8 protein-coding genes and 1 tRNA gene are annotated in these 15340 nt (G+C 54.1%); 5 read left to right on the plus strand and 4 right to left on the minus strand.

Features of this window, described 5'->3' with window-relative positions; translation table 11 throughout:
* The first annotated feature begins 118 nt into the window (after positions 1–118).
* From JZX87_RS31495 to JZX87_RS23905, 4 genes are all read left to right on the plus strand, one after another.
* On the plus strand, positions 119–1036 hold the full coding sequence (locus JZX87_RS31495; RefSeq protein ID WP_286195019.1) for an ImuA family protein: 918 nt from the start codon (positions 119–121) through the stop codon (positions 1034–1036).
* Positions 1008–2495 (plus strand): Y-family DNA polymerase, encoded by a 1488-nt coding sequence (locus tag JZX87_RS23895; protein WP_286195022.1) that lies wholly within the window; start codon positions 1008–1010, stop codon positions 2493–2495. The genes JZX87_RS31495 and JZX87_RS23895 overlap by 29 nt, the downstream gene beginning before the upstream one ends.
* Positions 2492–5914 (plus strand): error-prone DNA polymerase, encoded by a 3423-nt coding sequence (locus JZX87_RS23900; protein WP_206828414.1) that lies wholly within the window; start codon positions 2492–2494, stop codon positions 5912–5914. Before JZX87_RS23895 ends, JZX87_RS23900 begins: the two co-directional genes overlap by 4 nt.
* A 168-nt stretch (positions 5915–6082) precedes the next feature.
* Positions 6083–7144: a class I SAM-dependent methyltransferase gene (locus tag JZX87_RS23905; RefSeq protein WP_206828415.1), complete on the plus strand. Its 1062-nt coding sequence runs from the start codon at positions 6083–6085 to the stop codon at positions 7142–7144.
* Between the two features lie 243 nt (positions 7145–7387).
* Here the strand turns inward: JZX87_RS23905 and JZX87_RS23910 are convergent.
* From JZX87_RS23910 to JZX87_RS23925, 4 genes are all read right to left on the minus strand, one after another.
* Positions 7388–7477: transfer RNA gene (locus JZX87_RS23910), tRNA-Ser, on the minus strand.
* A gap of 104 nt (positions 7478–7581) precedes the next feature.
* Positions 7582–8406: a DUF429 domain-containing protein gene (locus JZX87_RS23915; RefSeq protein WP_502711336.1), complete on the minus strand. Its 825-nt coding sequence runs from the start codon at positions 8404–8406 to the stop codon at positions 7582–7584.
* Complete coding sequence (locus tag JZX87_RS23920) at positions 8406–9353, minus strand: DUF5655 domain-containing protein (RefSeq protein WP_206828417.1); 948 nt, start codon at positions 9351–9353, stop codon at positions 8406–8408. Before JZX87_RS23920 ends, JZX87_RS23915 begins: the two co-directional genes overlap by 1 nt.
* 12 nt (positions 9354–9365) lie before the next feature.
* A complete protein-coding gene (locus JZX87_RS23925) occupies positions 9366–14243 on the minus strand; it encodes a DEAD/DEAH box helicase (protein WP_206828418.1) in 4878 nt (1625 codons plus the stop codon).
* A gap of 235 nt (positions 14244–14478) precedes the next feature.
* On the opposite strand from JZX87_RS23925, the gene JZX87_RS23930 reads away from it, so the two are divergent.
* Complete coding sequence (locus JZX87_RS23930) at positions 14479–15303, plus strand: hypothetical protein (RefSeq protein WP_206828419.1); 825 nt, start codon at positions 14479–14481, stop codon at positions 15301–15303.
* The last annotated feature ends 37 nt before the right edge of the window (positions 15304–15340 follow it).

The following is a 15340-nucleotide window of genomic DNA, read 5'->3' on the forward strand; positions in this document are numbered from 1 at the left end:
AGAATCATCGCTATAGCAAATGAGGAAAAGATTCCTGTCCGGTGACGATTGACTCTCCTGCCGGGCTCTGGAATCTATGAGAACATAAAGTGAACATTTAGGATGGAGAGCTGACGCCATGGCCCATGCAGCCGCGGCGCAGGAGAAGCTATTTGCCCTGCGCGAACAGATCGCCAGATTGGAAGGCAGAAGCCTGCCGGCAATGGCGGCGGCGAAGATGGAGAATTTTGCCGCCCGATTGGGTGGTGAAGAGAAATTGTCCTTCGATATCGCGGCTCTCGATGATGCATTGAGCGGTGGTCTGCCGCTCGATTGCATTACCGAAATCCGTTCCGGATCATTTTCCGATGCTGGCGCGGCAACCGGTTTTTCCCTTTCGCTTGTCGGGCTGATGAAGGCGCGCAAAGCCGCTACAGGTCCGATGTTATGGATTGCTGACGGGTTTACCGCTGGCGAAATGGGTATTCCTTATGCCGGAGGCATCAGGCAGTTCGGCATCGATTCCCGGACGATATTTCATGCATCGCCTCGCAGGCTGGAGGATGCCCTGTGGCTTGCGGAGGGGGCGCTTGAAAGCAAGGCGTTTATAGCGACGATCCTTGAAGTTCATGCAAATCCCAAATCCTTTGGCTTGGCTGAAAGCCGCAGGCTCAGTCTCCGGGCAAAGGCGGCAGGGCGGCCGCTTTTCCTGCTGCGGCATGCAGGGGGCGAGGAGGCCAGCAGTGCTTCCGTGCGTCTCCTTGTCGAGCCGGCTCCGGCTCTGGAGCGACCCCTCCCGGATGGCAGCATGCTTGGCGGCAGCATCGGGCATCCAGTTTTCAACATCACCCTGGAGAAGAGCCGAAATCCGGCCCCTCTCAGCTTTCGTCTGGAGTGGAACCTTCATGACCGCCAATTTCAACTCGCCCGAAATCCAGGCAAATCTTCTTTCCACAAGTGGCCAGCGCATTCTGGCGCTTCACTTTCGGTATCTGCCGACCGACAGGATCGCCAGAAAGCTCTGGGGGATGTCGTGGCGTTCGAAAGAGCGTCCTGACCATCCTCCGATCATCTGTGCCGGCAGGCGCGATAACGCATCGCGGCTGGTTGCAATCGATGAAGTGGCGCGGACACGCAGCCTGAAGCGAGGGCAGGGGCTTGCCGAAGCGCGGGCCATGTATCCAGACATTGATGTCTTCGACGAGGATGAAAGAGCCGATTTTGCCCTTCTGGAAGCGATTGCCGATTGGTGCGATCGTTACACACCGCTTGTTGCCCTGGACGGAAAGGACGGGCTGTTCCTCGATATTACCGGCTGCACCCATCTTTTCGGAGGAGAGGATGCGATGCTTCGAGATATTCTTGCTCGGCTTTTTCAGATGGGTTTCGACGTGCGTGGATCGATTTCGAGCACGCCGGGCCTGTCCAGCGCGATCAGCCGGTTTGGGCACGGCGGAGTGATCGCAAGGGAGGGTATGGCGTCCGCGCTGGGCGCCTTGCCCGTGCACGCGCTTCGTCTCGATGAAAAAACGGTTGCTTCACTTTTGAAGCTTGGCCTGAAACGCGTTGCAAATCTGATGTCCATGCCAAGGGCACCGCTTGCCCGCCGGTTTGGTGCGCAGTTGCTGATGCGGCTCGATCAGGCACTGGGAACGAACGAGGAAGCTATATCGCCACGACGCCCGGTGGTGCCGCTTTCCACCGAGCGCCGGTTGGGTGAGCCGATCCAGACGGAGGAGGATATTCTCGGCATGACAGCCGAGATTGCATCCTCTCTCAAACTGAGCCTGGAAAATCGCGGTGCCGGCGGCAAGGTGTTCGAACTTGTTCTCTTCCGCGTCGACGGGCGGGTGTTTCGGATTTCGGCAGGCGCTTCGCGTCCGTTGAGAGATCCGAAGCGGATCTCCGGCCTGTTTTCGGAGCGCCTCAATGCCATTCATGACGATCTGGATGCAGGTTTCGGTTTCGAACTTTTGCGTCTCAACGTGCTGCAGCATGATGTCTTCGATGAGCTTCAGGCGGATTTTTCGGGAGAAGGAGGGCGGGAGACATCGCTTGCTGATTTCATCGACAGGGTGTCCGCCCGGTTCGGCGCAGGTTGCCTCCAAGTCTATCAGCATCGGCAAAGCCACATTCCGGAACGTGCCGAAATCTTCCTTCCGGCGATTGCAGCAGTGGAAAGGCCGCCTGAGCGTGGCGAAGCTATGCCATTCCTGCCGCAAGCCAATCGCCCCTTGCGGCTTTTGCGCAGCCCGGAGCCTGTCGAGGCTTTTGCAGCCCTCGTCCCCGATGGGCCACCGCAGAAATTCCGCTGGCGACATGTCATGCACATTGTCACCCGAGCCGAGGGGCCGGAGCGGATCGCAGCGGAATGGTGGCTCGACGATAAGAACGCAAAGGAACGCGATTATTTTCGTCTCGAAAGCGAGTTTGGGCGACTTTTTTGGGTCTTTCGGCTTGGTCGTTACGGAGATGACCCGCCTCCCACATGGTGTATCCATGGGGTCTTCGCATGATGGATGAACCCAGATTTTTCGAGATCGGCGCCAAGACGAATTTCTCCTTTCTCGAAGGTGCGGCGAGGCCCGAAGAGATGATCGTGTCCGCCAGCATGCTTGGACTTTCCGGATTGGGAATTGCCGATCGCAATTCCGTTGCCGGCGTGGTGCGAGCCTATAACCAGTTCAGGGAGATGACCGCAGTTTTCGAGCGGCAGAAGGAAAAGGGCAGGGAGGCTGGTGAGGACGAAGCCATCGAGCCCTGCCGGTTTCACCCCGGCGCCAGGCTCGGTTTTGCAGACGCTACACCGGATATTCTTGCTTACCCGAAGAACCGGAAGGGCTGGGCCAATCTTTGCCGGCTGCTCAGTACCGGCAATCTGAGAGCGCAGAAGGGGGCCTGCATTCTGGAAGAATGGGATCTTCTGGAATGGTGTGACGAGATGATGCTGGCGCTCGTGCCGGATTTTTCCCGCGCCGAAGACAAGGCCTATCTGGCGGATCTCGATGAGCGGCTTGGTTCGTATCGAAAAAGATTCCGCAAGAATATCTACCTTGCTTTGTCGCTAACCTATGACGGGCGCGATCCCTTCGTTTTTGCTGTCTTTTCCCGGATAGCGCGGCAAAACCGCGTGCCGCTGATTGCGACAAACCTTCCGATCTTTAGCCTGCCCTATCGGCGCTCGTTAGCAGATGTGGTGACCGCAATTCGTCATCATGTGACGATACAGGAAGCAGGATTTCGGCTTGCACCGCATGGAGATCGCCATCTCAAACCAGCATACGAGATGGCGCGGCTCTTCCATGCCTATCCAGATGCGGTGGAGAACACGGCTATATTTTTCGGCCAGCTGAGTTTCTCACTAAAGGAACTGGAGCATAATTATCCGGACGAAAGCGTGCCGGGAGAAACCGTTTCGGAAACACTCGAGCGGCTGACTTGGGAGGGGGCGACACGTCGTTATGGGCAGAAGATACCGGAAAAGGTTTCCGGGCAGATTCGTTACGAGCTCGATCTCATCAAGGAGATGAAATACGAGCCCTATTTCCTGACTGTCCGCCATATCGTGTGGCATGCTCGATATGAGCTGAAAATCCTGTGTCAGGGGCGCGGATCTGCGGCCAATTCGACGGTCTGCTACTGTCTGGAGATTACTGAAGTTGACCCGACTTTCACCACCCTGCTTTTCGAGCGCTTCATTTCAACGGAGCGGAACGAGCCGCCGGATATCGATGTCGATTTCGAACATGGTCGGCGCGAAGAGGTCATCCAGTATATTTACAGCCATTACGGTTATCGCCATGCCGGGCTGACCGCTGCGGTGACGAGCTACCGAACCCGTATGGCCGGCCGTGAAGTCGCCAAGGCCTTCGGATTGTCGGAAGATGTTCAGGCCGCACTTTCGAGTACAGTCTGGGGTTGGTCGGAGGATGGGCTATCGGAGCGTGATGCCAAGGTAGCCGGTCTCGATGTTACTGATCCCCTGACGAAAAAGGTCATAGCCCATGCACGGGAACTGATGGGATTCCCGCGACACCTTACCCAGCATGTTGGCGGGTTTCTCATTACGCGCGACAGGCTCGACGAAGTGGTGCCGATCATGAAAACGGCAATGCCGGGCCGCTACATGATCGAATGGGACAAGGACGATCTCGATACGCTTCACCTTTTGAAGATCGATGTTCTGGCGCTGGGCATGCTGACCTGCCTGAAAAAGGCATTTTCGTTTTTGCGAGAACGTTACGATTTATATGAGACATTGGACGGGCTTCAAAAGAAGCAGGATCCGAACGTTTATGATATGATCTGCCGGGCCGATACGATTGGTGTCTTTCAGATCGAAAGCCGGGCGCAGATGAGCATGTTACCCAGGCTCAGACCCGCAAAATTCTACGATCTTGTCGTCGAAGTGGCGATCGTTCGACCCGGTCCTATTCAGGGCAACATGGTTCACCCTTATCTCAAGCGCCGAGAGATGAGGAATGCCGGCAAAGAAATCCGCTATGAGCGACCTGAGTTGAAAGAGGTTCTGGAACGGACGCTGGGTGTGCCGCTCTTTCAGGAACAAGCTATGCAAATCGCCATCAAGGCAGCCGGTTTTCCGCCGGAGAAAGCAGATCAACTACGCCGATCAATGGCGACCTTCAAACGTTCGGGACGTGTCAGTGAATTCGAACGCGATTTTATCGCGGGCATGCGAAAAAACGATTACAGGGAGGAGTTCGCGAAGCAGTGCTTTGAGCAAATCAAGGGGTTTGCCGAATACGGATTTCCGGAAAGTCATGCAGCATCCTTCGCTCTCCTCGTCTATGCATCTTCGTGGATCAAGACCTATTATCCGGATGTCTTCTGTGCAGCTTTGCTGAATTCACAGCCCATGGGCTTCTATGCCCCGGCGCAGCTGATCCGGGATGCGCGTGAACATGGCGTGAGCGTTTTTCCGGTCGATATCAATCACTCGGAATGGGACTGCACTCTGGAAGCGGTACCATTTGATCCGGCCAGGGTAAACCTGCGTCATGCAAGCATGCGGGATGTCATCAAGACCCGCTACGGAATAAGGCTTGGCTTTCGCCAGGTCAAAGGTTTGAGCGAAGATGACATGCGCGACAAGCTCACTACCAATCGCGATGAGGGTTACCGGAGCGTTCATGACCTCTGGCTCCGGTCCGGACTGGATAAGGCCAGCCTCGAGCGGCTTGCCGATGCCGATGGTTTCGGTTCGATCGGCTTGAGCCGCCGTCAGGCATTATGGGCGGTGAGGGGGCTGGATGTGAAAGCCGCTCTCAACAATTCTAACTTGTTTGAGATAGCCGGGCCTGCGGATCTTCGACCGGAGCCTCAGGCTCACTTGCCCTTGATGCTACCGGGAGAAGAGGTGATCGAAGATTATCGTCATCTGTCACTTTCCCTCAAAGCTCATCCGGTCTCCTTCCTGCGCGAGGAATTCCGCTCTATGGGCATTGTGCCAAGCGTTGATCTTCTCAACATCCGAAATGGCCAGCGGGTAACGATCGGCGGCATCGTGTTGGTGAGACAGCGCCCCGGATCGGCAAAAGGCGTAATCTTCATAACGCTCGAAGATGAAACGGGTGTTGCCAATGCGATTGTCTGGCCGAAGACTTTTGAAAAATATCGTTCCGTTGTCATGGGCGCACGATTGGTGAAGATCCGGGGGAGGCTGCAAAGCCAGAGCGGGGTCATTCATACGGTCGTCGAGCATATCGAGGATATGACGCCGATGCTGGGCCTGCTGCAGAAGGAAGCCAGACATTTTAGAGACCCAAGATCCGATGAGGCTATCAAGTCCGGCGGTGGATCGTGGAGACCCAAGGCGCATTCCATTGGCTTGCCCCTTAATCAGATTTCCGATCCCATAGATCCACAAGGGACCGATCCGGCGCAAGTCATGCCTAAAGGGCGAAATTTTCATTAAATTCTCTCATTGCCGCATTCCTCAACGTAACAGATCTTGGAAAATAAAGGGCCGATCCAGAATCCTTTTTCGAAGACGTGTCGAGCAGTCTGAATGGACTGCGTTTGATTGGATTTATATGTGTTGATGTGCTAATTTAAGTGGGCGCTTTGCAACTGGGAGGCTTCGATGCGTGAACCGGATATGCAGAAACTCGACACATTGGTCAGCCGCCTTGTTGGTGATGTCGGTGCAGCCGTGACGGGAGCGCTGGTCGTGCTGGGTGACCACGTGGGTATTTTCAGGGCAATGGCGGATGGTGAGCCTGTCCAGGCGGCTGAACTGGCGGCTAAAACAGGTGTGAAGGAGCGATATCTGAGGGAGTGGCTAAGTGCCCAGGCTGCTGCCGACTATATCTGCTACGACGAGCGAACGGATCGCTTCAGCCTATCGCCTGAACAGGCCATGGTTTTCGCCGAAGAAAATAGCCCTGCCTTTTTCGTCGGAGCGTTCGAAGTCGTTCAATCCATGTGGATGGATGAACCGAAGATTGCCGACGCGTTTCGAACGGGTAAGGGGGTCGGTTGGCATGAGCACAGCAATTGCCTCTTCCGAGGGACTGAACGGTTTTTCCGTCCCGGTTACAACAGCTACCTCGTTGCCGACTGGATCCCAGCTCTCGATGGCGTAGAGGCAAAACTCAAGGCTGGGGCCAGTGTTGCGGACATCGGATGCGGCCACGGCGCATCGACCATTCTGATGGCGCAGGCATATCCGGCCTCGCGGTTCATCGGGTTCGACTACCATGGACCATCGATCGAGAGGGCAAGAGCGACCGCCGAGAGTGCAGGAGTGGCGGAACGGGTAACTTTCGAGCAGTCACCCGCTGCTGCTTTCCCGGGTCGTGACTATGACCTCATTGCGATGTTCGACTGCCTTCACGACATGGGAGATCCGGTCGGTGCAGGGCGGCATGTCAGGGAAACACTTGCGACGGGCGGAACATGGATGATCGTTGAACCCTTCGCGCATGATCAACTCAAGGACAATCTCAACCCGGTGGGTCGTGTCTATTACGGAGCGTCAACGATGATCTGCACGCCGGCCTCGCTTTCTCAAGAGGTCGGACTTGGGCTCGGCGCACAGGCTGGAGAGTTACGGCTTCGCAGGGTTGCGCTCGATGCAGGATTTACGCACTTTCACCGAGCAACGGAAACCCCTTTCAATATGGTATTTGAGGTAAGAGCGTGAGCTCTGTTCGATGTTGCAAACTCATGCGATATCGGGCGCAGCCTTTGAAGGTGTGTCCTCCGTGCTTCGCTTGATCACACACGCCGGTTTTCGCCATCCGTCCAGAAAAACAGTGCGGGAAACCATTCATTGTCTGCCAAGCCACATTCTCGAATGTTCGAGCGTGTTTATCCTCTGCGAGCAGTGAGCCGGTAAAGACAAAAACTCACAGGGCTAGCAGATATCACGATCCAATGGCGAATATGGCGGAGAGGGTGGGATTCGAACCCACGATACGGTTGCCCGTATGCCGCATTTCGAGTGCGGTGCTTTCGACCACTCAGCCACCTCTCCGCTTTGCTGGTCGGCGCAATGTGCGCGGGCTGTCTCATAGCGGCGAAAAATCAGGCTGGCAATTTAAGTCTTCGGCACTGGCGTTGTGGCCGAGGCGTGCCGGATCACGAGAGAGGAACACCTCTAAGCTTTGCAGCCGCAATCAGCCGCTCATGAACGCCACCGACCGCAGGCGAGATCATATAGCCATGCTGTAAATCGCCGATCATCATCGATTGGTCACGAGGTGCGACCAGCCAATGCAGCCCGATCAAACCACAGATCAATGCGTCAAGCTTGTCTTGATCGCTTTTGCTCGGCGTCTCGTGTCTTGCCGCGAACGAGCACCATTCCTCCACGTGGCGCAAGGGGGCTGACAAACCAAAGCGACGGACTGCCTCAACGACTGCTTGCCAATCCGCGAGTTTGAAACGCTTTCGGTTGGCCGGGTTATATTTTGGCGCTGCAAGCCTTGAGCAGAAGACACTTTCAATTGCGGCCAGCGCCAGCGCCGGGAAGACTTCGAGTAAAAAGGTGCCGCTCAAGGCGGTTCGCGCCTGCTCGGGATCTTCTATCGCACCCAACGCCTGTTTGAATCTCCAGATCGGAGCGCCATCATCAAACATACCAATCTTCGAGCGGCTGGCAGGTTGAACTCCACCACCGATCCAAGAAATTAGCGATCCAGCCACCTTATCTACTGGACGCGAGCCGGACAGGTTCGGAACGATTGTCGGCTGATCCAGAGCGACCACACACTTCTGTGCATCACGGCTCTCGCTTCGGATAACATCCAGCGCATCTGCAAACGAGGTAAGTCGAGGCGGGAGATACAAATGCGCGCCATCCTCATTCTGACGAATGACACATAATGCTCCGGGAGCTTTAGGGTTATCAGTCCATGCTGAATCGAAACCAACGATGGAAGTAGTTATGTTGGGCAGCGAAATTATCCTAGTTCATACGCCTGACGCAGCAGAGGCTGTGCCTTCTCGAAATCCACCATCGATTTCAGCGTCACTTGAAGATCACCTGTTCCGAAATGGCCGACGTTGCGAACATCACGCGTAAAGCCCTCTTCAAGATCCATCTGATTGGGGTCCAACTTCAGGAACAACGTCACCGTTCGGCTTTGCGGATAAATCTCCATGCAAACGAAATTCTTCAGCCGCTTGAAAGCGGTATATAGCTTGAGCTCTTTAACCTGAACGTCGTCCCCGAGACCGACAACGAACTGATGGACCGCGTCGTAGATATCGCGCAATCCAGATGACGATTGGGATAACCTATAACTCATCCTTTGGCTGAGATAGGGATCAGCGCCAATCTCATTGGCCTGTTCTGGGTTATCGCTGGCTTTCACTTCTGTCTTCGTCGAGGCTACCTTTGCGGTCTTCGGTGCATGCACCAGTTCCATCATCAACAGCGTCTCGCCAAATCGCCGGTAGCGGATCAGTTCGATATTGCGAGCAATCTGCTTCACAGCATGCTCGTCATACCGTGTGAAGTCACCGGCGATACAAAGCAAGCGAGGTGCAGACCAGTCGACCGTGTTCGCGACATCTTGACCCAGCCGCTCCATCACCAGCCATTGAAACTCCTTGCGGTGATCAAGCAGCCAATCGAGATAGAACAGTCCCTGATTGATGACGTTCTCATTCACCGAGCGCTTGTATTCAATGATGACAGGCGAATTGTCCTCATCGACGCCCAGCGTATCGATCCGCCCGCCATGCACGGGACCGGTCGAATGTTCGCTAGCCAGAAAGCGCACACCAAGCAGAGCCTCAAGATTTGCCTCGAACATAAGCTGGAGCGACCTTTCGACCTGCACAGCGGTGCCCGGCAGCTCGGTGACTCGGTTAGCTTCGAATTGAAATAGCTTGATATCGCTCACGATGAATGCTCCTCAGATCTCCAGCGGCGGTAGAGACCTTACGATTTTCATCGTTTCCAAGCTGACCGTAATCACTCGACATAAGAGGTCAAATGGATAGCGCGGATCTCCTACGGTTTCGTTGGCGTAGTCGTTGGCATCGTTGACGATACCACTGACAGGATCGCGCCGTTCCGCCTGCCGTTCCATCACCCAGTCGATCGCAGGCTTGCCGTTTACAACGTAGTCGTAGGCTTCCAAGGGAACGCTGATTAATGTGATGTTCGAATTATAATGGATGACCGAGCGGTCCTTCCCTTTGCCGAATGCCATCTTTTCCACCCGGAAGAACTTTACCGGATCCGAAACGGTTGCTAGCGCAAGGTCGCCCTGCTTCAAGGTGACGGCAAACGGCTCAACGTTTTCATAGTCGATGTGAAGATCGCCTAAGCGGCGGCCAGCACTGACAAATGACCAGAAATCTGTGGCGCGTTTAACGCAAGGAATGCGTGGCAGCTCTTTTGTCAGGTTATCAGAGAATCGACGGCGGAAATCTTCTGAGTGGAGCAAACCATAAGTGTAGTAGAAGATGTCATCTTTAGTTATCGCCTCACCAGGATAAGCGGCTTTAAAGTGTGCAAGGCCATCGTCGGTAATGCCGTGCCGCACGGTCACATCAAGTGCAGCTGTGTCCTCGACCGAAAAGAGGTCACCAGTTCCTCCCGTATTTGCGCGATCGTAGAGTGCCAACGGAAAGCATTGAACACCTCCATCTGTCTGCAGTTCAAAAATATCGCCTACCATTAGCGCAAACTGGCCACCTGCTGGCCGCGTCTTAATTGCAATGATCCGATTAGTTACACTCGGGTCTGGAAAAAATGATAGCCATTTTCCAAGTCTATTATTGAGACTTCTGCTAAAAAATAGTCGCTGGCGGAAAAACGGCCTGTATATAGCAGATACAATTCTGCCTTCACTAAAATATAATGGAAATTGATTTGCGAAATCTTTTCGCAAATTTGCTGTCCAAGATATTTCACGCGGCGCGTCAACTACAAATTTTTCCGGTTTTGTTGAGGAATCAATTGCATTATCCTCAATGTATTCCTCAAGCTTAGCATTATAATAATCCACACTGCGATTGATGTTCGCCGCAAGGCGTTTTTCTGAAGAGTTAAAACACCAAGCATCTCTAGCGGTTTCGATTCCACGAGAGAACGTCTCAAATAATACGAGAGCATTCTTATCTTTCTTGTCCCCCATGCTGATATAACCTGAAACGCTGTCATCGCGCTGTTTCAGCCAATCACCATGATCGTCCGGCACAATCGTCTGCCAGCCTTTTTTGTCAGCTATGCCGCGGATACTCCGGAATTCGGCTACGATTTTCAGCTTCTCCTCGCGTGATAAATAATCGCCGATGTCGTGGAAGAAAATCTGGCCCTGCTGCTTAGCCTTCGGGTTCTTGACGAACAAGGTGATAACGATCGGGGCTCTGCTGCCAGACCCGAAGATTTTTCCGCCCTCGCGTTTCGAGGTCTCGCCACTGGTCCGCTGGTTTCCCCGAAGATGGAATATGTAGATGGATGAAAATTCCTCGCTAAGCGATTTGCGCATTCCGTCCGCCGTGTTGGCGTCAACCCATCCGCCATTGGTGACATAAGCTAATACGCCACTATCACCAACCCGGTCTGCACCCCAACGGATAGCGCGGATGTAACTGTCATAGAGGGCGTTTTTGTTGGTCGCGGTGGACCGAGCAGCAAAGGTTTCGCTGATTCGTCCATCAAGATGCGGATAACCAATGTGCTGCGACACAGCGTAGGGCGGATTGCCCATGATGACGCGAATATCCAGTTTTTGTTGGCGACGCCGACGCTCCGAGTTATCGGGCATAACCAAAGCCAGCTCGTCGTGTCCTTCCGCCATAGCAAAGGTATCAGTTAATAGGATGCCATTGAACGGTGTGTATTCGCTGCCACTAAGGCCGTGGTAGACAGCTTCGATGTTAATTGCCGCGATGTAGTAAGCTAGCAGAACAATCTCATTCGCATGCAATTCGTAACGAAACTTGTGCTCAAGCTCTTCAGCCTGAATCAAGCCTGATTGCAGCAGGCGTGTAATGAATGTCCCGGTGCCTGTGAAGGGATCTATGATGTGAACGCCTTTGGAGCCGAGCGTCTGACCGAATTCGTCCTCCAGCACGTCGTTGACAGAGCGGATGATGAAATCAACGATCTCGATCGGCGTATAGACGATGCCCAGCTTGTCACGCGTGCCTTTGAAGGCAACGCCGAAGAAGTTGTCATAGAGTTGGCGGACCAGCTCCTGCTTGGCCGCAGGATTAGTAATCCCCTGCGCTTTGAGGCGGACGCTATGGTAGAACTCATCAAGGTCGCGACTCTCCTTCTCGAGATGCGCGCCCTCAAGTTCGTTTAGAACACCTTGGATAGCGCGGGAAACAGGGTTCTCTTGAGTGAAGGCGTGCCCCTCGAACAGGGCATCGAAAACAGGTCGCGTGATGATGTGCTGAGCCAGCATCTCAATCGCTTCTTGTTCGGTGATGCCGCTGTTCAGATCATCGCGGATCTCCGCCAGAAAACTATCGAAGGCAACTCGAGGTGGGCTAGCCGGCACCGACAGGATCGCCTCGAGCCGAGTGATGTGCGCTATGGCAATATCTCGGAGGCTTGCCGCCCATCTATCCCAGTATTCACGATCACCGCATTTTTTGACGATCTTAGCCATGATGGCGCGGCTGAAGTCATCGAGTATGATGCCAGGCAGCTCGGGCTGGTGCTCTTCCTCAAGGTAGAAATCATCATCAAGTCGATCGCCACCCTGCCCTCCGATGCCAGATCGCTTTGCAGCGGTCTTGGTAGGAAGCTTCTCGACGGTGGCGGTTACAGATTGAAGTTCTTTGCTATCGAGGCCAATAATCTCGATCTTGTCAGAGACGTCCTGTCCCAGCGACATCTGATTGATTGTTGCGTCGAAGCGCTCATCATGGGCACGGAGCGCGTTCAGGATCTGCCAAACCACCCGATACTTATCATTATCGCTGAGGGCCTCTTCGGGGGTTTTATCAGCCGGAACTCCTACCGGTAGAATGACGTAGCCCATGCGCTTATCTGGTGCTCGTCGCATAACACGGCCAACAGACTGAACTACGTCGATTTGAGACTTGCGGGGATGCAAGAACATTATGGCATCAAGAGACGGAACATCCACTCCTTCCGACAGGCACCGAGCATTAGTAAGGATACGGCATGTCTGATCTGGAGCTTCGGCCTTCAGCCAATCGAGCAGCTCGTTTCGCGACTTGGCATTGAATGTGCCATCGACATGGTTGATTTCACAATTCAATTCGTGGCTCGACACGTCAGCGTCTCGGCTTTGGACCTCAGACGACGCACGATATTCGTCGACCACAGCAGAGAATTCATCTCTGACGAGCTTAGAAGATGCAATATCGCGGCAAAATGCCAAAGCTCGACGCATGGGTTGCGTATCAGCCCCGAGGTCAGCCTGAATATCCATCTTACTAAGCGCTTTGTAGCAGCCAAGGATGCGTGTTGCGTCATCCAAAATCAGACCGGTCGTTGGGTCTTCGATCCTCTTCTGAAGCGAGCGAGCTACCAGCCCCTCATCCATGGTCAAGACAATGACCTTGTAGTCTGTCAGAAGTCCTTCTTGCACCGCCCATCCGAAACCGCGATAAAACAACGTTGGACCAAAGATGCTCTCATCATCCATCGTTGCGAGCGTGACGCCTGTGTCATTCGCCTTCGCCTTCGCGCCGTCGCCGTAGATCCGCGGGGTCGCGGTCATATACAGCCGCTTGTTACCGCCGACGACATCATCACGATGAACACGAACGAAATTGCTTTCCTCTTGTCCGTCTAGTGTCGCTCCAGTCGTTCGATGAGCCTCATCGCAAATGATGAGATCGAAGCGTCCCATGCCACATTTAGATTGCGCGTCAGATACTGTTTGAATCGACTGGTATGTCGCAAACACAACAGTCATTTGATCAGGGGCGGGATCCGCCACGCCATCCGCCAAAACGGACGCACTCGTGGTAGCCGGGAATGCGAGATCGAGGGTGCTAATTTCAGCAACATCGTCTTTGGCAATCCTGCGCTTCCCAACCTGGCTATCAGAGCAAACGGCGAATGATCGTAGCGGCGTCTTGGTATCGTTCGTCCACTCCCGAACGGTTTGCGCCATCAGCGCAAGCGAAGGCACGAGGAAAAGGACCTTTCCGGACGCACCAACGAGTTCCTCAGCAATTTTCAGGCCGGTAAAGGTTTTGCCCGTTCCGCAGGCCATGATGATCTTGCCGCGATCGTTATCAGCCAGACCAGCGCGAACAGCGTTAAGCGCATCTTGTTGATGGGGCCGGAGTTCTTTTTGCGCCTCGAGGATGACTTCATGCCGTGCAGCGAAGGTGCCCCATTGAATTGGCGACGCCCGCATATCAACAAGACCTATACGCAAGACCGGTATCGACTGACCGACCAGCATGGTCTCAGCGTTCTCCGACCAATCACCCTGAGTCGAATCCATCACAATTCGACGACGAAAAGGCTCCTTTGAAGATGCCGATATGAAAGAATCGATGTCGCTCTTAGCGATCCTGTGCTCGGCATTGTAGAATTTGCATTGAATAGCTGCAAAGCCCTCATGCCCTCGCAGTTTTGCCACAAGGTCGATGCCTACATCTTTGCCGTCCCAACCGTTATCGCTCGCCCATTCCACCCATGTCCAAACTTGATCATACTGATCTGCCTGCACGGGGTCATGAAGCAGGAAGGCTTTGCAGAGACGCTCGTAGTAAGTGCCCTTTTCGCGCTCAGTTTTGGCATTCGATCTGTAACTATCGAGGAGGGCGTCAAGCGAGAGCGTCATGAGATATTACCGTTATTGCAATCGCCGCGACATTAGATGGTGCAATTGAATCGGGCAATTGCTCATAACCGGACTATCGCAAACGATTTCAACGTCTGACGGAGACGGTCAGATCGCCCAGTTCCCATCGTCCAAGAGACGGCGATGAAAATTAACCTCTATGCACCCGAACATCAGTGTCAGCGCTTCGTCACAATTCATGGTAGCCCATCGGCTCGACCGAATGAGGGCTCCGATGCAGTTCACGCGTAAACAGATCTATGACTTGGTATGGTCCAAGCCACTCAGCAAGCTAGTAGTAGAGTTTGGCGTCTCTGATCAGGGCCTGGCCAAAGCATGCAGACGATGCGAAGTTCCGGTGCCTCCAGTTGGCTACTGGCAAAAACTAGCTCACGGCAAGCATGTGGATCAGCCACCCTTAGAGAACGGTCAGTTCGATGATCAGGCGATCGTTGAGGTGGCCGCTGGCGTAAAAATGCGACCGAAGGCGGCTCACTCGACCAGCGTTATACAATCGAATCAGGAGCCGCCGCAGAGTATTGAAAAAGCGACCGCGCCTCACCCGATGCTGGCACACATCCAAAAGGCATTTAACAAAGCTAAAAGTCCAAGCGATTTCGCCTTCATCAATGTTGGCCCTTTTAAAATTCGCGCCGCGCCAATGCACTCCGAGAGGATCATCGGCGTTGTCTCTGCCATTCTCGGGGCATCGATCTCTGAGAACTGGGAAATCCGCGCCAATAACGACGGGGGATGGGAATTGCTAGCAAGCGATGAGCGTATCGAGCTGGCGATCAACGAGAACACACGCAAGGTTCCACATATACCTACACCAGCAGAGATCCGCGAAAACCAGCGCTATTCCTGGAACAAGATTCCCGAATTCGATCACGTTCCGTCCGGCGAGATGAAGCTCACAATCACCAGCGGCACCTATCTTGGCGTCCGCACAAATTGGTCAGATGGAAAAAAGCAAACACTCGAGTCCGTCTTGCCCAGCCTGATTGAGGGCATTTCGATTGCAAATTCCGAGGCAACCCGCCCCCTGATTCCGAAATGATGTCGCCCCCTAATTCCGAGAAATAGTCGCCCCCTCG

Source organism: Agrobacterium sp. Ap1 (genome assembly GCF_017313375.1).
Taxonomy (GTDB): domain Bacteria; phylum Pseudomonadota; class Alphaproteobacteria; order Rhizobiales; family Rhizobiaceae; genus Neorhizobium; species Neorhizobium cellulosilyticum.